The sequence below is a fragment of the Streptomyces sp. NPDC059009 genome (assembly GCF_042740175.1).
Classification (GTDB): Bacteria; Actinomycetota; Actinomycetes; order Streptomycetales; family Streptomycetaceae; genus Streptomyces.
The window spans coordinates 168,105-186,978 of record NZ_JBHYJB010000015.1 but is presented as its reverse complement, the minus strand read 5'-3'; the positions used below and the strand labels follow the sequence as shown (position 1 = coordinate 186,978).

The 18,874-nt window shown below is 71.2% G+C and carries 13 protein-coding genes; 12 read left to right on the top strand and 1 reads right to left on the bottom strand.

The annotated features are described in order from the left end of the window. Window positions 1-408: 408 nt before the first annotated feature. From glgA to ACFWYM_RS17615, 10 genes are all read left to right on the top strand, one after another. Complete coding sequence (gene glgA / locus ACFWYM_RS17660) at window positions 409-1,647, top strand: glycogen synthase (RefSeq protein ID WP_384837127.1); 1,239 nt, start codon at window positions 409-411, stop codon at window positions 1,645-1,647. Window positions 1,648-1,940: 293 nt separating this feature from the next. After that, window positions 1,941-3,161 carry a glucose-1-phosphate adenylyltransferase gene (glgC, locus tag ACFWYM_RS17655; protein WP_384837124.1) on the top strand — a complete coding sequence of 407 codons (1,221 nt, stop codon included), beginning with the start codon at window positions 1,941-1,943 and terminating at the stop codon, window positions 3,159-3,161. Window positions 3,162-3,348: 187 nt separating this feature from the next. Next, window positions 3,349-5,712, top strand: coding sequence for a GH92 family glycosyl hydrolase (locus ACFWYM_RS17650; RefSeq protein ID WP_384837121.1), 2,364 nt, complete (start codon window positions 3,349-3,351; stop codon window positions 5,710-5,712). A 282-nt stretch (window positions 5,713-5,994) separates the two neighbouring features. After that, window positions 5,995-7,347 carry a wax ester/triacylglycerol synthase family O-acyltransferase gene (locus ACFWYM_RS17645; RefSeq protein ID WP_384837164.1) on the top strand — a complete coding sequence of 451 codons (1,353 nt, stop codon included), beginning with the start codon at window positions 5,995-5,997 and terminating at the stop codon, window positions 7,345-7,347. A gap of 74 nt (window positions 7,348-7,421) precedes the next feature. Then, complete coding sequence (locus ACFWYM_RS17640; protein ID WP_384837118.1) at window positions 7,422-8,909, top strand: SDR family NAD(P)-dependent oxidoreductase; 1,488 nt, start codon at window positions 7,422-7,424, stop codon at window positions 8,907-8,909. A gap of 302 nt (window positions 8,910-9,211) precedes the next feature. Continuing rightward, entirely contained in the window at window positions 9,212-9,385 is a 174-nt protein-coding gene (locus ACFWYM_RS17635; protein ID WP_384837115.1) for a hypothetical protein, read from the top strand. Window positions 9,386-9,566: 181 nt separating this feature from the next. After that, window positions 9,567-11,141, top strand: a complete 1,575-nt coding sequence (locus ACFWYM_RS17630; protein WP_384837112.1) for an alpha-L-fucosidase — start codon at window positions 9,567-9,569, stop codon at window positions 11,139-11,141. A gap of 120 nt (window positions 11,142-11,261) precedes the next feature. Beyond that, window positions 11,262-12,392, top strand: a complete 1,131-nt coding sequence (locus tag ACFWYM_RS17625) for a hypothetical protein (protein ID WP_384837110.1) — start codon at window positions 11,262-11,264, stop codon at window positions 12,390-12,392. Further along, entirely contained in the window at window positions 12,385-14,136 is a 1,752-nt protein-coding gene (locus ACFWYM_RS17620) for a hypothetical protein (protein ID WP_384837107.1), read from the top strand. Before ACFWYM_RS17625 ends, ACFWYM_RS17620 begins: the two co-directional genes overlap by 8 nt. Then, on the top strand, window positions 14,133-15,278 hold the full coding sequence (locus tag ACFWYM_RS17615; protein ID WP_384837104.1) for a hypothetical protein: 1,146 nt from the start codon (window positions 14,133-14,135) through the stop codon (window positions 15,276-15,278). The genes ACFWYM_RS17620 and ACFWYM_RS17615 overlap by 4 nt, the downstream gene beginning before the upstream one ends. On the opposite strand, the gene ACFWYM_RS17610 is transcribed toward ACFWYM_RS17615, so the two are convergent. After that, window positions 15,220-16,275, bottom strand: coding sequence for a LacI family DNA-binding transcriptional regulator (locus ACFWYM_RS17610; protein WP_384837101.1), 1,056 nt, complete (start codon window positions 16,273-16,275; stop codon window positions 15,220-15,222). The genes ACFWYM_RS17615 and ACFWYM_RS17610 overlap by 59 nt on opposite strands. A 280-nt stretch (window positions 16,276-16,555) precedes the next feature. On the opposite strand from ACFWYM_RS17610, the gene ACFWYM_RS17605 reads away from it, so the two are divergent. Next, complete coding sequence (locus ACFWYM_RS17605) at window positions 16,556-17,854, top strand: extracellular solute-binding protein (RefSeq protein WP_384837161.1); 1,299 nt, start codon at window positions 16,556-16,558, stop codon at window positions 17,852-17,854. 11 nt (window positions 17,855-17,865) lie between these two features. After that, the gene (locus ACFWYM_RS17600; protein WP_384837098.1) at window positions 17,866-18,837 is read left to right on the top strand and encodes a carbohydrate ABC transporter permease; all 972 of its coding nucleotides are present in this window, start codon (window positions 17,866-17,868) and stop codon (window positions 18,835-18,837) included. The last annotated feature ends 37 nt before the right edge of the window (window positions 18,838-18,874 follow it).

The following is an 18,874-nucleotide window of genomic DNA, read 5'->3' as shown; positions in this document are numbered from 1 at the left end:
GAAGGCGGTTCGCGGCCGGGTGATGGGCTGAAGACGGCCTGCGGCTGGACGGTTGGTCGACGACGGCCCGCAGCCGAACGATCGGTCGAAGACGGTTCGCAGTCGGACAATCGGTCGAAGACGGTTCGCAGGTGGGCGATCGGGCGACGACGGCCTGCAGGCGGGGGACCGGCCGTGGGGTGGGGACGGGGCGGTATGTCCGCCCGCAGTACAGCACCCCACCCACTCCAGTACTCGTGTACTCCTACGGCGCCCCCGGCTTTTCGAGGACGGACATACCGCCCCGTCCCCACCCCACCACCCCCACCGGACAGGCCGACGAAGGGCAACGCACTCTTCCCCGTCGCCCTGTTCTGGGTGAACATGACGGAGTAGCGGCCGACCAGAGACGGAACGGACGGGGGCTCCATGCGCGTGGGACTGCTCACTCGCGAGTATCCGCCCGAGGTGTACGGCGGAGCCGGGGTCCACGTCGAGTTCCTGGCCCGGGAGTTACGCGGCCTCGTAGACGTCGATGTGCACTGCTGGACGGCGGAGGCACCGGCAGGGACCGGGACTGGGGTCGAGTCCGGGTACGGGGGCGACACCGCCCACGCGCCGACCGCATTCCGCCACCGCGCCTGGCCCGGCCTCGACGGCGCCAACGACGCCCTGCGCACCCTCTCCGTGGACCTCTCCATGGCCGCCGCCCTCGCAGGCCGCGACCTCGTCCACTCCCACACCTGGTACGCCAACCTCGCAGGCCACCTCGCCGGTCTCCTCCACGGCGTCCCGCACGTCGTGACCACGCACTCCCTCGAACCCCTGCGCCCCTGGAAAGCCGAGCAACTGGGCGGCGGCTACGCCCTGTCGAGCTGGGCCGAGCGCACCGCCGCAGAGAGCGCCGACGCCGTCATCGCCGTCTCCGCCGCCATGCGCCACGACATCCTCGCGTGCTACCCGGCCATCGACCCGGCCAAGGTCCACATCGTGCACAACGGCATCGACACGGACCTGTACCGCCCGGCGCGGGACGCGGACGCCCTCGCCCGGCTCGGCGTCGACCTCGCCCGCCCGTACGTCGTCTTCGTCGGCCGCATCACCCGGCAGAAGGGCGTCCCGCATCTCCTGCGCGCCGCCCGGCAGTTGGAACCGGAGATCCAGCTCGTGCTGTGCGCGGGCGCACCCGACACTCCCGAGATCGACCGCGAGTTCCGTGTGCTCTTCGAGGAGCTCAGCCAGAGCCGCTCGGGCGTCCACTGGATCCCGCGCATGCTGCCCCGCGCGGAGATCATCCAACTCCTCACGCACGCCCGGGTGTTCGTCTGCCCCTCCGTGTACGAGCCGCTCGGCATCGTCAACTTGGAGGCGATGGCCTGCGGCACGGCGGTCGTGGCGTCCGGCGTCGGGGGCATCCCGGAGGTCGTCGCGGACGGGGAGACGGGGCTGCTGGTGCCGTATGAGGAGAAGACGCCGGGCGGCGAGTTCGAGGACGGTCTCGCCGACGCCCTCAACCGCCTCTGCCGGTCCCCGGAGGCGGCCACGCGCATGGGGGAGTCCGGCCGGGCCCGCGCGGTGGCCGAGTTCGGCTGGGACGTGGTGGCGCGGCGCACGGTGGGGGTGTACGAGGAGGTCCTGGCCGGGTACAAGCGCGGCGTCCAGAGCTAGACCCACAACTGCCCAGCTGCAGAAGCACAACCAACCGGCCAGGCGTACAGAACCACAGCACAACCGGCCAGCCACGCAAGCCACAACCAGCCGGCCAGCCACACAAAGCCGCAACCAGTCAGCCACACAAAGCCACAACCAGCGAGCCAGCCGCACCACAAGCACCGGCCGCACCAGCCACACCACAAGCACCAGCCACACCACAGGCACAAGCACAAGCACACGCACACGCACACGCACACGCACAACCACCCAGGCGTACAGCCGCACAACCGACCCAGGGAGCTGGTGACATGCGCGGTCGACCTGCTGTGCTCGGAATCGTGCTCGCGGGCGGGGAGGGCAAGCGCCTGATGCCCCTCACCGCCGACCGGGCCAAGCCCGCCGTCGTTTTCGGCGGGGCCTACCGGCTCGTCGACTTCGTCCTGTCGAGCCTCGTGAACGGCGACATCCTGCGGATCTGCGTCCTGACGCAGTACAAGTCCCACTCACTGGACCGGCACGTCTCCACGACCTGGCGGATGTCCAGCCTGCTCGGGAACTACGTCACGCCGGTCCCGGCCCAGCAGCGGCTCGGCCCCCGCTGGTACCTGGGCAGCGCGGACGCCATCCTCCAGTCGCTCAACCTCGTCCACGACGAACAGCCCGACTACATCGCGGTGTTCGGCGCCGACCACGTCTACCGCATGGACCCGCGCCAGATGCTGGACCAGCACATCGAGAGCGGCGCGGGCGTGACGGTGGCCGGGATCCGGGTGCCGCGCACCGACGCCGCGTCGTTCGGGGTCATCACCCCGGCGAGCGACGGCACCCGCGTGGAGCGGTTCCTGGAGAAGCCCACGGATCCGCCGGGCCTGGCCGGCGCCCCGCACCAGGTCTTCGCGTCCATGGGCAACTACATCTTCACCACGAAGGTCCTTGTCGACGCGCTCCAGCGGGACGCCGAGGACGACAACTCCGTGCACGACATGGGTGGTTCGCTCCTGCCGATGCTCACTGAGCGCGGCCTCGCCCAGCTCTACGACTTCGACACCAATCACGTCCCCGGTGAGACCCCGCGCGACCACGGCTACTGGCGCGACGTAGGCACCCTGGACGCGTACTACGAGGCCCACTTGGACCTCATCTCGGACCAGCCGACATTCAACCTCGACAACCGCCGCTGGCCCCTCTACACCCACCCCGGTCAGCTCCCGCCCGCCAAGTTCTGCGCGGGCGGCATCGCGAGCGCCTCGATCGTCAGCCCGGGCTGCGTCATCCGCGGCCAGGTCACCCGCTCCGTCCTGTCGCCCGGCGTGACCGTCGCGGAGGGCGCCGTCGTGCAGGGCTCGGTGCTGCACGACAACGTCCGGGTGGGCCGGGGAGCCGTGGTCCGCGGCGCCGTCCTCGACAAGAACGTGGACGTGCCCCCGGGCGCCACCATCGGCGTCAACCCCCAGCGGGACGCGGAGCTCTACACCGTGTCGAAGAGCGGCGTGATCGCTCTGGGGAAGGGCCAGCACGTTCCCGGCTAGGGGGGGCGAAGCCCGCCGGGTGCGGCAGCCCTTGACCCTTGACGCGCCCCCACCCGCCCCGAAGAATGATCGCGGTTCGCACATTGACAACGTTGTCGAGAGCTCCAAGGAGGCGTCCCCGCCCATGAGATGGACGAGATGGATGAGTCGAAGGAGTCGGACGAGGCGGATGACTTGGACGAGGCGGATGACTCGGACGAGGTGGACCCCAGGGCCAAGCGGAGCAGCCGTGGCCCTCGCCACCACCGCACTCCTCGCCGGCGCCCTCGCCGCCCCCGCCGCGCAGGCCGAGAGCCCCGGTCGCGACGGCCGGCTCACCGACCTGGTCAACCCGTTCATCGGCACGGAGAACGAGGGCAACACCTACCCCGGCGCCGCCGTCCCCTTCGGCATGGTGCAGCTCTCGCCGGACACCGGGCACAACACCGGCTACGACCACTCCGACACCCACATCCGCGGCTTCTCCGCCGTCCATCTCTCCGGTGTGGGCTGCGGGTTGGGCGGCGACCTGCCCGTCCTGCCGACCACCGGGGACGTGACGGAGACCGACTACGCCAAGTACGCGGCGGAGTTCAGCCACGACACGGAGAAGGCCGCCCCGGGGACGTACAAGGTCGGGTTCAGGAACGGCATCGGCGCCGAGCTGACCGCGAGCGAGCGCACCGGGGTGCAGCGCTACACCTTCCCCGCCACCGGCAAGGCCAACGTCCTGCTGAACGCGGGCCAGTCGCTGCACAAGACGGCGGCCACCAAGGTCGAGATCCTCGACAACAAGACCGTGCGCACCGCGATCACCGGCAGCGGTTTCTGCCAGGACACCAAGCCGTACACCGTCTACACGGTCACCCGCTTCGACCGGCCCTTCGTCACCTCCGGGACCTGGAAGGGCGGCGCCGTCACCGAGGGGGCGAAGGAGTCGAGCGCGAAGGGCGAGCGCAATGGGGCGTTCGTCCGCTTCGATACCGCCAAGGACCGCACCGTCGAGGCGACCACCGCGATCTCGTACGTCGATGCGAAGGGCGCGGCCGTCAACCTCCGTGCAGAGGGCGGGCGTTCGTACGGCACGGTGGCCAAGGCCGCGCGTGCCGCGTGGGAGGACCGGCTCGACGACGTGCGCGCCCAGGGCGGCAGCGACACGCTGCGGCGGACCTTCTACTCGTCCCTGTACCGCTCGTTCCTCGCGCCCAACATCGGCAGCGACGCGGACGGCCGCTACACCGGCTGGGACCAGAAGATCCACCACGCCGAGGGCTTCACGTACTACCAGAACTGGTCCCTGTGGGACACCTACCGCACCCAGGCCCAGCTCCTCGCGCTGCTCGCGCCGCGTGAGTCGCGGGACATGGCGCTCTCCGTCCTGAAGATCGACGAGGAGAGCGGCTGGCTGCCCAAGTGGGGCTACGGCACGGTCGAGACGAACATCATGACCGGCGACCCGGTCACCCCGTTCCTCACCAACGCCTACCAGCAAGGGCTGTTGAAGGGGTCCCCGGACATCGCTGGGCAGGCGTACCGGGCGCTGAAGAAGAACGCCGACGGGGTGCCGCCCGCCGACTCCGCGGCCGTGGGCCGTGAGGCCAACAAGGAGTACCTCGCCGACGGCTTCGCCCCGTACGTCAAGGGCCGCCCGCACCAGAAGCCCGGCGACTCGGACTACGACCACGGTGCCTCCGCGACCCTCGAGTACGCCCTCTCGGACGCCATGCTCGGCGAGATGGCGCGCGACCTCGGGCACGACGAGGACGCGAAGAGGTATGCCGCCCGCGCGCAGAACTACCGCAAGATCTTTGACAGTTCGACCGGCTTCTTCCGCGCGCGGGACGCCGCGGGCGCCTTCACCGGGCCCGCCGACCCGGCCAAGAGCGAGGGCTTCCACGAGGGCACCAGCTGGCAGTACCAGTGGCTGGTCCCGCAGGACCTGCCCGGCATGGTCGACCTGATCGGCGGCAAGAAGGCCGCGAACGACCGGCTCGACTCCTTCTTCGCGTACGAGCAGCTCCTGAAGGACCCGGCGAAGACGGCGCGCGAGGTGTGGGTCAACGGCCCCTACGACTACTACAACGCCGACAAGTACAACCCGCAGAACGAGCCCGACCTGATCGCCCCGTACACCTATCTGTCCACCGGGCAGCCGTGGAAGACGACGGACGTGGTGCACGCCGCGCTCACGCTCTTCACCGACGCCCCGACCGGCATGACCGGCAACGACGACCTCGGCACCATGTCCGCCTGGAACGTGCTGTCGTCGATCGGCGTCTTCCCGGTCCAGCCCGGCACGGACACCTGGGGCCTGTCGACGCCGGTCTTCGAGCGGGTCGACCTCACTCTGGACCGCCGCTACTACCCGCGCGGCGGGCTCACGGTGACGGCGCCGGGGACCTCGGACGGCAAGCGGTACATCCAGTCCGCGAGCGTCGACGGGGCGGCGTACGGGAAGACGTATCTGACGACCGACGACATCCGTGACATCCGGCGGCTCGCCTTCACGGTGGGGGAGAAGCCCTCGGACTGGGGGACGTCGGCGGAGGCGGCGCCGCCCGCGCTGCGCTGACGTCGCTCAAGCCTCAGCTCTCGCAAGCCTCAGCTCACGTCACCCAAGCCTCAGCTCACGTCACTCGAGCCTCAGAAGACCCGCCCCTTGCACGAGGGGCGGGTCTTAATCTGTTGTTAACTCTGCGTAGCTTGATCGTGCTTGACCGTAATCGCTCGACGGCGGTTGACTGCTCGCTCACCCCCCCCACGCCGTCGTCGACGCGAGAGCGATCCCTTGACTGCTGAGTCTGCTGAGTCTGCTGAGTCCGCGGCGCCTGCCGAGCCCGCCGCGTACACCGAATTGCTCACCCCGCTGGATCTGGCCTTCTGGCACCTGGAGTCCGACGAGCACCCCATGCACCTGGGGGCGCTCGGCGTCTTCGCAGCCGACCGTCCGGGGGCCGCGCACGCCGCCGCGGAGCTCCTCACCGCCCGCGCGGCCGCCGTGCCGGGCCTGCGGCTGCGCATACGTCCCGTCCTGCTGCCCGTGGGCGGGGCCACTCGCGAGCTCGCGCGCGCCTTCGCACCCGGTGACCATGTCCGGCTCGCCGCGCCCGTCGCGGACTTCCACGCGGCGGCGGGCGCGCTCATGGAGCGGCCCCTGGACCGGGACCGGCCGCCGTGGGAGGCGCATGTACTGCCCGGAGCGGACGGGACGTCGTTCGCGGTGCTCTTCAAGTTCCATCACGCCCTCGCCGACGGGCTGCGCGCCCTCACCCTCGCGGCCGCCCTCATGGACCCCGCGGAGCTGCCCGCGCCCCGGGCCGCCCGTCCCGCCGCCGGGCGGCCCGCGCGCCTGCCCGTGCCCGACCCGCGCGCCCTGCCGGGGCTCGTGCGGGGCGCGGTCTCCGGCGCCGTACGGGCCCTCGGCATCGGCACCTCCGTGGCCCGCGCCACCTGGGGCGTACGGTCGTCGCCCGCCCTCGCCGCCGAGGCGAGCGGCACCCGGGCCACCGCGGGCGTCGTGCTCGACCTGGACGACGTGCACCGCGTCCGCAAGGCCGTCGGCGGCGCCGGCTGCACCGTCAACGACGTCCTGCTCGCCGTGGTCGCCGGGGCCGTGCGGCGCTGGCTCGACGAGCGCGGCGACGGCAGCGAGGGCGTGGCGCCGCGCGCCCTGGTCCCCGTGTCCCGGCGCAGGCCGCGCACCGCGCAGCCGCCCGGCAACCGTCTCTCCGGCTATCTGCTGCGCCTGCCCGTGGGCGAGCCCGAGCCGCTCGACCGGCTGCGCGCCGTGCGCGCCGCCATGGACCGCAACAAGGACGCGGGACCGGAGCGGGGCGCGGGGGCCGTCGCCCTGCTCGCCGACCACGTCCGGCCGCTCGGCCACCAGGTGGGCGGCCCCGTCGTCGCGCGCGCCGCCCGGCTGCTCTTCGACGTCCTCGTCACCAGCGTCCCGCTGCCCAGCCTCGGCCTGCGCCTGGGCGGCTGCCCGCTCACCGAGGTGTACCCCTTCGCGCCGCTCGCCCACGGCCACGCCCTGGCCGTCGCCGTCTCCACCTACCGGGGCCGGGTGCACTACGGCCTGGTCGCGGACGCCGCCGCGGTGCCCGACCTGGAGCTGCTCGCGGAGGGGGTGCGGGCCGAGCTGGCGGAGCTCGTGGAGGTCTCCGCGCGGGACACGGGTTTGGTACCGGGGCCCACCGCTACGTAAAGTTCTCCTTTTTGAGAGAGCTTCCGCGGTCGCATCGGCGCACCGCGGCATGAGTGACGCGAGGACACACGGCGATGACGGTGACAGACGACAGCCAGGAGGAGACCGTTTCGTACGGTCCCGGCATCGATCCGGACCGTCTCGCCGTCTGCCTCAGCGTGCTCGACGAGCTCGACAAGCTGGAGGTCGACCACCCGGACGCGATCGCCGTGCGCCGGGCCACCGCCGGGATCTACCGGACCGTGAAGCAGCGCCGCCGCCAGGAGCGCCGCGCCGCCAAGACGGCCCACGACAAGGCCGTCACGGAGGCCACCGCCACCGGCTCCGCCGAGCGCATCGACGACGAGACCGAGGGCATCCTGCCGTCGTCGAAGACCGAGGAGGGCCGGATCGCGGGGATACTCCAGCGCCCGCGCTCCTGCTACACCTGCAAGACCCGGTATGTGGAAGTCGACTACTTCTACCACCAGCTCTGTCCCGACTGCGCCGCCCTGAACCGGGCCAAGCGCGACGTCCGCGCCGACCTCAGCGGCAAGCGCGCCCTGCTCACCGGCGGCCGCGCCAAGATCGGCATGTACATCGCGCTGCGGCTGCTGCGCGACGGCGCGCACACCACGATCACCACGCGCTTCCCCAAGGACGCCATCCGCCGATTCAAGGCGATGGACGACTCGGCGGACTGGCTGCACCGCCTCGAGGTCGTCGGCCTCGACCTGCGCGACCCGGCCCAGTCCGTGGCCCTCGCCGAGCAGGTCGCCGCGGCCGGGCCCCTCGACATCCTCATCAACAACGCGACGCAGACCGTGCGCCGCCTGCCCTCCGCCTACGCCGCCCTCGTCGACGGCGAGAGCGCCCCGCTGCCCGCCGGCGAGCTCCCCGCCCACTCCGTCATCGGCGCCTTCAACTCCGGTGCCGTGGACGGACTCGCGGCCCTGCCCGTGGGCACCAGCGGCCTCGACGCGCAGCAGGTCGCCGACCTCGCCCTGGTCGCCGGGAACGCCAGCGTCGCGCGGCACCGCGACGGCAGCGCCATCGACGCGGGCGGACTGGTCCCGGACGTCGTCGACACCAACACCTGGGTGCAGACCATCGAACAGATTTCCCCCGTGGAGCTGCTCGAGACCCAGCTGTGCAACTACACCTCGCCGTTCATCCTCATCAGCGCGCTGCGTCCGGCGATGGCCGAGGCCGCGAAGAAGGCGGCGAGCGGTCGCGCGTACGTCGTCAACGTCTCCGCGATGGAGGGCGTGTTCGGCCGCGGCTACAAGGGCGCGGGCCACCCGAACACGAACGCCGCGAAGGCCGCGATGAACATGGTGACGCGGACCAGCGCCCAGGAGATGTTCCAGACCGACGGCATCCTCATGACCTCGGTCGACACCGGCTGGATCACCGACGAGCGCCCGCACTACGACAAGCTGCGCCTCGCCGACGAGGGCTTCCACGCCCCGCTCGACCTGATCGACGGCGCCGCCCGCGTCTACGACCCGGTGGTGCGCGGCGAGGCGGGCGATGACCTGTACGGCGTCTTCATGAAGGACTACGCGCCGGGCAAGTGGTAGTCCGCGGCTGAAGAGTCGTCGCCCCTGGGGGAGCAGGGCGCACAGGGCGCCCTGCAACCTCCGTAAGTCTCGTCGAACACCGCGCGCTCTGTCCGGAATCTTCCCGTTTCCCGGATTCCATAGAGCGGACCCGCGCTCATTTGGTTAACCTAGAGCGCACGGACGGCCACAAGGGATCCACAAACGCCCCTTGCCCGTCCCGGGACAGGCTGGCAACCCAAGGCCGCGATCCCGCCCAGAACCGGCGCCACCGCGACCGAATGGCTCTTGTCCTTCCGTTACGCGACACAAAGGAGTGCGCGGTGACACCAGATCTCACGAAGCAGGAAAAGCGACCAGTGGACCGTGCCGGCGACCGGGCCGGCCGACCCCACAAGCTCCGTAACCTCGAGGCGTGGGCCAAGGCGGCCCCGATCCGCCTCGCCGGGTACGAGGACGACCTCGCGGAGCCGCACATCCTGCAGGGCGTCGACTGAGCAGGACGCTTCGTCCGTGCCCCCGGCCTTGGTTGACCGGGGGCACAGTCATCCGATGAGTTGAGATCTCCCTCCGGGCCCCTCGGGAACGCCCCTGAGGAATGCCCCAGCGAAATGTCCAAGTGCCCGCCGCTGACGGTGCATTGACGCCCCCGCACAGGTCCTTGAATCATCGGACCTCATGACAGCCAACGTCAGCAGACGTGTCTTCGTGACCGCCGCCGTGAGCACCGCCGTCGCCGCCTCCGGCAGCCCCCTCGCCCTGGCCGCCCCGAAGGGCGGAGCCGCGGGAGACGGGGCAGACCCGCCGTACCGCATCGCCATCGGCCCCGGCGACTCGCCCGAGTCCGTCGTCGCCAAGGCGTCCCAAGTCCGGCCCACCGCACGGCAGATCGCCTGGCAGAAGCTGGAGCGGACGGCCTTCCTGCACTTCGGCGTCAACACCTTCACCGGCCTGGAGTGGGGCACGGGCGACGAGGACCCCGACGTGTTCCAGCCGTCCGCCCTCGACACCGACCAGTGGGCGCGCGCCCTGCGTGACGGCGGCTTCAGACTCGCCGTCCTCACCGTCAAGCACCACGACGGCTTCGTCCTCTACCCCTCCCGCCACACCAAGCACTCGGTGGCGAGCAGCAGTTGGCGGGGCGGCAAGGGCGATGTGCTGCGCTCCTTCTCGGACTCGCTGCGCACGTACGGCCTCAAGGTCGGCGTGTACATCTCGCCCGCCGACGAGAACCAGAATCTGCACGGGGTCTACGCGAACGGCAGCGCCCGCTCGCCCCGCACGATCCCGAGCCCTCGTCAGGACGGTGACGGCGTGCCCACCTTCACGCTGGACGCCACCGACTACGGCGCCCACATGCTCAACCAGCTCTACGAAGTCCTCACCGAGTACGGCCCGATCGACGAGGTGTGGTTCGACGGGGCGCAGGGCCGCATCCCGCCCGACAAGGTCGAGCGCTACGACTGGGACAGCTGGTACGCGCTGATCCGCGCCCTCGCGCCGGACGCGGCGATCGCGGTGCGCGGCCCCGACGTGCGGTGGGTCGGCAACGAAGGGGGCCTGGCCCGGGAGAACGAGTGGAGCGTCGTCCCGGTGAAGGACTCCGGCAACGGCAGCGTCGACTACGCGCTCCGCTACGACGCGCCCGACCAGGGCAGCAGGGCCGCGCTCGCCGAGGCGCGCGCCGTCGCCCAGTACGTGCAGTGGTGGCCCGCGGAGTGCGATGTGTCGATCCGGCCCGGCTGGTTCCATCACGCCGACGAACAGCCCAAGTCCGTGGAGCAGTTGACCGACATCTGGTTCCGCTCGGTGGGCCGCAACTCGGTGCTCCTGCTGAACGTGCCGCCGGACCAGCGGGGCCTGCTGCCGGACGCGGACGTGGCCCGGCTCCGGGAGTTCCGCGAGCGGATACGGGCCGAGCTCCCCGCGGACCTGACGCGCGAGAGCGGGGCGCGGGTGCGGCGCCGGGGCAGCACGGTCACGGCCGACCTCGGCGGTGACCGCGAGGTCGACCGGATCCGGCTCGCGGAGGACGTCGGCCGCTACGGGCAGCAGGTGGAGCACGCGGTGGTGGAGGTGCGCCGGACGCCGGGCGGGGCGTGGGAGACGGTCGTGGCGGTGGACACCGTCGGGGCGAGCCGGATCCTGGTCCTGGGGACGGCCGTCCGTGCCCCGGAGTGGCGGGTGCGGGTGACCGCGTCGCGGGGGAAGGCGCGGCTCGCGGAGTTCGGCCTGTACCGGTCCCGGACGTAAGGGGGTTGTTCCCGGCAATTGCCCCGTGCACGGGGGTTGCCTCGTCCCCTGCCCTGGCTGGACCCTCGACGATACCGAGACGGCGGGTGCCGCTCGACGTCGCCCGGTCGGGGAGGCGGCATGCCACATCGGGGAGAGCCGGGGACGCATCCCCTGCCGAGCCTGCGGGTCAAAGGGCTCGTCTCGACGTGGGAAGTGGACACCGCCCTGGTGGACCTGGCTCCCTTCCTGCTGAAGGCGGACACGGTCGTCGTCGACCTGGCGGGCGCGGAGGCGTTCGAAGTCATCGCCCTGCAGCAGCTGTTGTCCGCGGTGGCCGCCCGCCGCAGCAGAGGACTGGAGACGCGCTTTCGGCTGCCGGCCGGGGCGATGGCGCGTCACCAGCTCCGGCTCTGGGGATTTCCCGCCGCTGTCGCCGCCGTGACGCGCATACCGTTCCGGCTCCTGGTGCGGCCCGAGGACCACGCCTACTTCGGCGAGGAACCACCCACCGGGTCCCCTTGGAACGGGGCGCCGAGCCCGCGCTCCTCGGTGCACGCCTATCTCACCGCGCAGCGCTGCTTCGGGCTGCGCGCCTACGAGTTGAGGGATGCGGCGGACCGGCAGCGGATGCTCGACAGCGAGGTCGCCCACTGGGGCGGGCACGCCTTGATGCGGCTGCTCGACAGCGTCGTGTGCGGACCGGCCCGCGACCTCCTCCGCGTCCTGGTGCAGGAGCTGGTGGCCGGTGCCGTGCAGCGCTCCCTCGCCCGCATCGCCGTCATCGGCGCCGAACTCACCCTGCCGCGCACGGCGGGCGAGGTCGGTCGGCTCACCATCAGCGAGTGGGACGACGGCGGCCTGGAGATGGTGCGCAAGGAGCGCAGGACCGGTCCACGCGGCACGGACTCCTTCCTCGTCCACCGCGAGGGGCGGACCCCGGCCCTGGAGACGTACGACGCACGCAGGAAGCCGTGGTCCGACACCGATGACCCCGAGCTGCTGCTGGCGAGCGTGATCGCGAGCAACCCCGGTGACCGCGACGGCACCGGAGGCGGCGAAGGGAGCCACCGCATGTACACGCTCTACAAATGCGCGATCGACTCGTTCCAGGGCACCCTGCGCATCGACTCCGGCCGGCACCGCCTGCGGATCGAGGCCGCCCCCGACGAGGGCACGCACCGCTACCGCGTCGACCTGAGGTCCGGGGACCGCCTCCCCGACCTGCAGGGGAGCCTGCTCGCGATGCAGCTGCCGGTGCGCGATGCCTGAACCGGACGTGGTGGTCACCGCCCGCAAGATATCCGTGGGCCGCGAGGTCCCCGAGTCGGTCCCCGACGCCAGGACCGCCTTCTACCGCTGGCTGGGAGAGCGTGTGGTCGGCGGCCCCGTCGCGACACCGACGGCCCGGCACACCCTGTACGTCCGGCCGGAGGAGCTGCGCTCCCAGTCGCTGGAGGTCCGCGAACACCTCCGCAGGTCCCTGCCGACCGACGACCGGCCGCACCTGTTCGTCGTCGACATGGCGGAGAACCCGTATCACCGCCTGAGCGAACCGCTGTTGTTCGACGTCGCGCGGCTGACCGGCGAGTGGTGGAACGCCTCGCCCCGCCGCTCGCTGGCGATCCTGCTGCCCGCGCTGCCCCTGGACAGTTCGAGCTTCTGGACCGAACTGCGGTCGCTGGAGGGCGCCGAGGAGCACTCCGCGGTGCTGACCGTGATCGCCAAGGACGGCCAGTACGAGGTGCTCGGCGGCGACCGCTGGGACCCGGGCGAGGGGTTCGCCGCGGACTACGCGGACCGTCAGCCGCAGCCCGAACCGCTGCCGAACCGGCTCTCGATGAAGATCGTCAAGCGGCTCGGGCACTACCGCGTCGGCCATCAGTCCGCGCCCGACTGCCGGCGGTTCTTCTTCGACGTGGAGAACGCCGTCCCGGAGATCAGCGGCCTCGCCGGGGCCTGGCTGACGCAGGAGATCATTCCGCACATACCCGACCCCGGAAAGGTGTTCCTGCTCAGCAAGGACCAGCAGATGGGACTCCACGAGGCAGTGGCCGGCATCGCGGCGGCCCGGGGCTGCCGCTTCGGCAGGTTCGACGCCGACGGCAGGATCTTCGACGGTACGGGGACCCGGCCGCTGATCGGGGCGGACATCGATGCGACGGCGGTGCTGTTCTTCGCCGTGGTGGACAAGGTGCGCACGTACGAGGAGGTCATCCGGTCCCTGCGCCGGCAGGGCGTCGACCTCGCTCCCCGCTCCTGGGCCGTCATGATCACCAACCGGCAGGCGCAGGAGACCCTGGCGGCCTCGGCCGTGCCGCTGACGGCGGCCGAGTGCCGCGACCGGCGGACCAAGAGCCGCGGGGAGTGCGAGCAGTGCACCATCGGACTGCCGCACACCGACCCGCTCCGGGACCGGAGCCACACGCTGCGCAGCTACGACGCCTGGGACATCTTCCTCAACTCCCGGTGGGGCTCCGAGAAGATCACGCCGATGCCCTCGGGACACCGCTTCCACTACGCCCCCGATCTGAAGGCCGTGTTCGAGGAGCACGGGGGGTGGCTTGCCCACAAGATCATGTCGCTGCTCGACATGCTCCAGGTGCCCTCGCCCGTCGTCTTCGTGTGCCCCGACGAGGCCCCGATCAGGACCCTCGCCGCCAAACTGGCCGCGCTGATGGGCGAGCGCCAGGACGTGGTCCACATCCCCAGCGCCGTCCTTGACCACCGCACCTCGCTCGATGCCGCGGAGGCCCACAAGCAGGTCGAGGAGACGCGCAGCGATCTGTGGCAGCGCCAGCTGCGGGGCCTGCGCGGACGGGGCGACAAGGTCGTGATCCTCGACGAGTTCCGGGCCTCGGGCACGACGGCGCGCACCATGCGGGACCTACTGCTCCGCCACGGCATCGAGCCGCGCGCGCTCGTCCCGATCATCGACTTCTCCGAGGACTGCGACCTCGACGGGCTGCCCGTCCACTCCCTGTACCGGATCCGGGCGGCGAGGAGCGGGGCATGACGGAGAGCCACTCCGGTGACGGGCCCGCCGCTCCGGGCGCGGCGACGGGGGAGACGGCGGACGAGGCGTGCCGGACGCTCGTCCACCTGCTGTACGGCCGCAGGAACGTGTGGGACCCGCTGGACTCGCCCCCGGACGGGCGCGGCCAGTTGAAGCGCAGCCTGCTGATCGCCGACTACGCCCGCAAGTCGTTGGGGCTCTCGGAGGAGCGGAAGCCCGCGCTCGACCGGCTGGTGGTCGACTCCTTCCTGCCCGTCAATCCGTCGGTCCGGTGGCAGGGAGTCCCGCCGGAGGCCGACGCCGCGACCGCCGCCGACATCGGCGTCGTCGTGGTGATCCACGAGGAACTGGAAGCGGTGCTGCAGGTCTTCGGACTGGACCGCGACCGGTTCGAGTCCGCCCCGGGCGGGCAGCGCTTCTACAGCGCCGAGGTGACCAGCGCCTTCCGGCCGGGACGGCCGCTGTCGCTCGTCATCACACCGGCCGGCCGGGCGGGCAACGTGCACGTCGTCGAGCCCACCCGGGAACTCGTCAAGCGGTACGACCCGCAGGCCGTGTTCCTGCTCGGAACCGCGGCCGGGGTGCGCGGAGCGGTGCGGCTCGGCGACGTCGTGGCGAGCGACCGGGTGCACTACCACGGGATGGGCCGGGTCACGATGAGCGGCTCCGGCGACGACACCGAGCAGCAGCCGCGGCCCAAGTACGAGCACGGGAACGACCCTTACGGGTACGGGCTCTACTACTTCGACTCCCGGCGCCAGCGGTTCCGCGACCAGGTGACGGACTTCCTCGCCCGGCTGCCGGCCGACGTGTTCCCCGACCGGGTGACCGCCTCGCACCAGCCCCAGGTGCACACCGGAAACGTGACGATCACGTCCGGGGAGAACGTCCTGCGGGACGGGAAGTTCCTGGCCGCCCTGCGGGAGCGGCACGACGAGACCATCCGCGCCGCCGACATGGAGGCATACGGCTTCGTCCGGGCCGTCGGCGCGCGGCGCTGGCTGATCTTCCGGGGCATCAGTGACTACGGGGACGCCCGGCAGCGGGAGAAGTGGAAGTTCCTGTCGTCGGCCTTCGCCGCGCTCAGCCTCCAGGAGTTCCTGCGGACCTGCTATCTGCCTCCGGGAGTGGACTCCTTCTGACGCTCTCCCGCTCGATCAGCCGGGGCAGCGGCACCTGAACCGTCCCTCCGCCCGCCCCGTCCAGGAGCGCCACCAACTCCCGCGCCGCCGCCCGCCCGAAGGACACCGCGTCGCGGGACAGCGCCGTCAGCCACGGATGCACCATCCGGCACAGCGCGGAGTCCTCCCACGACACCACCGACACGTCCTGTGGCACCGCGAACCCGAGCGACGCCGCCGCCGCCACGCCCGCGACCGCCATCACGTCGTTGTCGTACACCAGCGCCGTCGGCGGCGACTGCGCGGACAGGACGCGCCGCGTCACCGCCGCGCCCTCCGCGTCCGAGTAGTCCGTCGGCACCGAGCGCACCTCGCTGAGCCCCCGCCGCTCCGCCTCCGCGCGCAGTGTCCGCACCCGCCGCTCCGTGTGCGCGAGCCCCTCGAGCCCCGCGATGTGCACGATGCGGCGGTGCCCGAGCGCGTACAGGTGGTCCACGACCGTGGCCATCGCCCCCGCGTCGTCCACCCAGACCGTGGCGAACCCGGGGCGCGCCGGGCGGTCGGGGTCGGGGACGCCGCCCACCAGCACCGCGGGCAGGCCGAGTTCGTCGAGGAGGCCGGGGCGCGGGTCGTCGCGGCGCGGGTCCACGACCAGGACGCCGTCCACCCGGTGCTCGGCCCACCAGCGCCGGTAGGCCGCGCACTCGGCGGCCACGTCCTCCACGACCTGGAAGAGCAGCCCCAACTGCCGCTGGGCGAGCACCTCTTGGACGCCCGAGATCAGCTGCAGAAAGAAGGAGTCCACGCCGAGCGTCGCCGCGGGCCGGGCGAGGACCAGGCCCACCGTCGCGGCGCCCTCGCCCGACAGGGCGCGCGCGGCCGTGCTCGGACGCCAGCCGAGCTGCTCGGCGACCCGGCGCACCCGGTCGCGGGTGACCTCGGAGACCCCCGGCCGGTCGTTGAGCGCGAAGGACACGGCGCTCTCGGAGACCCCGGCGCGCCGCGCGATGTCCTTCATCGTCGGACGCCGCGTCGACGGCCGCTTTCCTTGCACTCGCTGCCCCCTGACTAATGCGCTTGAGTCGCATCACCCTAAAGCGCATTAGCCCAACGCCGCAATACTCTCAACAGACCTGTTTGACCTGGGCAGTTGAGCATGTCGAAGCGATTCTCCGTGTCAATCCATTGACTTGGCGCGTGAGTTCCATGCAGGGTCTGCCCGGACGCCGAATCTCACGGCCTCCGTCGCATCCCGAGTCCCACGCTGAGCCGAGCAAAGGAGCCGATTCACCGTGCGTATCTCCCGGAACTCCCCAACTCCCCGCAGGGCGGCCGCCGCTGCCGTCGCCCTGGCCGCCCTGCTGCCGCTGAGCGCCTGCGGGGGAGGGGACGGCGGCGGGTCGACGGACGCCTCCGGCAAGGTCGAGGGCGAGATCACCTTCCAGACCTGGAACTTGAAGGCCAACTTCAAGTCGTACTTCGAGGACCTCATCGACGGCTTCGAGCAGAAGTACCCGGACGCGAAGGTGCGCTGGATCGACCAGCCCGCCGAGGGCTACGCCGACAAGATCAGCGCCGACGCGGCGGGCGGCACCCTGCCCGACGTCGTGAACGTCTCGCCCGACCTCGTCGTCCCGCTCGCCAAGGCCGGGCTCGCGCTCGACCTGGACAAGGCCGCGGGGAAGTACGAGAAGGAGTATCTGCCCGGCGCCTGGAAGGCCCATCAGATACCGGGCGCCGAGGGCACGTACGCCTTCCCCTGGTATCTGAACACCGGCCCGCTCTTCTACAACAAGCGGCTCTTCAAGGACGCCGGCCTCGACGAGGCCGAGCCGCCGACGACGTATCCGGAGCTCTTCGACGACGCGCTGCAGCTCGCGAAGAAGAGCAAGGGCAAGGCGGCCACCCTCGCCAACGTCCCCACCATCGAGGACTTCGGCCGCTACGGCGTCCCGCTGCTGAACAAGGCAGGCACCGGCTTCACCTTCAACGGACCCAAGGGCGTCGAACTCCTCACCAAGTACAAGGAGTTGTACGACGCGAAGGCGCTCGACGGGCAGGCGCTGACCGCGACGCCGGAGTCCTCGGGCAAGAAGTTCCTCACCGAGGCCGTGGCGATGAACCCGGGCAGCGCGCTCGACCTCGCCAAGTTCAAGAAGGAGGCGCCCGGCCTCTACAAGAACATCGGGATCACCCCGCAGATCAGCAACACCGGCAAGGACAACATGTATGTGATGGGCGTGATGGTGAACACGCGCACCAAGCACACGCCCGCCGCCGTCGCCTTCGCGCACTACGTGACGGACGCGCGGCACCAGATGTCGTTCGCCAAGAAGGTCGCGATCTTCCCGAGCACCCAAGGGTCCCTGGACGACCCGTACTTCACCAAGCAGGACGGCACCGACGAGACGCGTGTGCGGGTCGCCGCCGCCCAGTCCATCAAGACGGCGGTCAACTACACGCCGGTGGTCTTCAGCGAGCAGATGAAGGTCGAGCTGCGCAACGCCGTCGCGCGGGCGCTGCAGGGCAAGCAGAGTCCCAAGGAAGCGCTCGACAACGCTGTCAAGGGCTGTGACCGGCTGCTGAAGCAGAGCTGAGAGCCCCAGCCATGAAGAGCAGCGGCTCCTCCACCCTGACCCGCCCCGCATCCGGATCCGCCACCGCCGGTGCCGATGGCCACCCGCGCCGCCGCAAGGGGCGCAAGGGGCGCATCCCCCGCCAACTGGCCGTCAGCCCCTGGCTGTTCGCCGCCCCCGGCCTCGGCATCGTCGGCACGTTCATCCTGTATCCGTTCATCAGCACCGTCATCAACGCCTTCACCGACAAGCGGACCCTGATCGACGGCCAGTACGTCGGCCTCGCCAACTTCCGTGAGCTGCTGCACGACGACATGTTCTGGATCGGCCTGCGCAACAGCAGCCTGTACGTGCTCGGCGTGGTCCCCGCCCTGGTCGTCCTGCCGCTGCTGCTCGCGATGCTCGTGCAGAAGCACATCCCGGGCATCGGCTTCTTCCGGTCCGCCTTCTACACGCCGGTGGTGGCGTCCATCGTCGTCGTGGGCCTCATCTGGGTGTGGCTGCTCGACGAACGGGGCCTGGTCAACGCCGTGTTGGAGGCGGTCGGCGTCGGCAAGGTCGGGTTCCTCAGCGACCAGTGGCTGCTCCTGCTGAGCGCCATGGCCGTCACGGTCTGGCGGGGACTCGGCTACTACATGATCATTTACCTCGCGGCGCTCGCGAGCGTCCCGCGCGAGCTGCACGAGGCGGCCGCGGTGGACGGCGCGGGAGCGTTCCGCCGCTTCCTCACCGTCACCGTCCCCGCCGTCCGCTCCACGATGGTCCTGGTCGGCGCGCTCTCCTCGGTCACCGCGTTCAAGGTGTTCTCCGAGGTGTATCTGATGGCCGGGCCGAACGGCGGCCCCGCGGGCGAGGACACCACCCTCGTCATGCTCGTCCAGCGCACCGGCACCGGCCTCACCGGCCGCATCGGCTACGCCTCCGCCCTCTCCGTGGTCGTCTTCGTGGTCACCGTCGGCCTGATGCTGCTCGTGCTGCGCGCGGACCGGAAGGAGGAGCAGTGAGTGCCACCACCGAACAGCGAAGGCGGCGGCGACGGTT

Excerpts from the sequence above, each read along its gene's own strand:
- ACFWYM_RS17600 (WP_384837098.1), top strand. The coding sequence starts at position 17,866 with ATGAAGAGCAGCGGCTCCTCCACCCTGACCCGCCCCGCATCCGGATCC.
- ACFWYM_RS17610 (WP_384837101.1), bottom strand. The coding sequence starts at position 16,275 with ATGAAGGACATCGCGCGGCGCGCCGGGGTCTCCGAGAGCGCCGTGTCC.
- ACFWYM_RS17650 (WP_384837121.1), top strand. The coding sequence starts at position 3,349 with ATGACTCGGACGAGGTGGACCCCAGGGCCAAGCGGAGCAGCCGTGGCC.
- ACFWYM_RS17625 (WP_384837110.1), top strand. The coding sequence starts at position 11,262 with ATGCCACATCGGGGAGAGCCGGGGACGCATCCCCTGCCGAGCCTGCGG.
- glgA (WP_384837127.1), top strand. The coding sequence starts at position 409 with ATGCGCGTGGGACTGCTCACTCGCGAGTATCCGCCCGAGGTGTACGGC.
- ACFWYM_RS17630 (WP_384837112.1), top strand. The coding sequence starts at position 9,567 with ATGACAGCCAACGTCAGCAGACGTGTCTTCGTGACCGCCGCCGTGAGC.
- ACFWYM_RS17615 (WP_384837104.1), top strand. The coding sequence starts at position 14,133 with ATGACGGAGAGCCACTCCGGTGACGGGCCCGCCGCTCCGGGCGCGGCG.
- ACFWYM_RS17640 (WP_384837118.1), top strand. The coding sequence starts at position 7,422 with ATGACGGTGACAGACGACAGCCAGGAGGAGACCGTTTCGTACGGTCCC.
- ACFWYM_RS17620 (WP_384837107.1), top strand. The coding sequence starts at position 12,385 with ATGCCTGAACCGGACGTGGTGGTCACCGCCCGCAAGATATCCGTGGGC.
- glgC (WP_384837124.1), top strand. The coding sequence starts at position 1,941 with ATGCGCGGTCGACCTGCTGTGCTCGGAATCGTGCTCGCGGGCGGGGAG.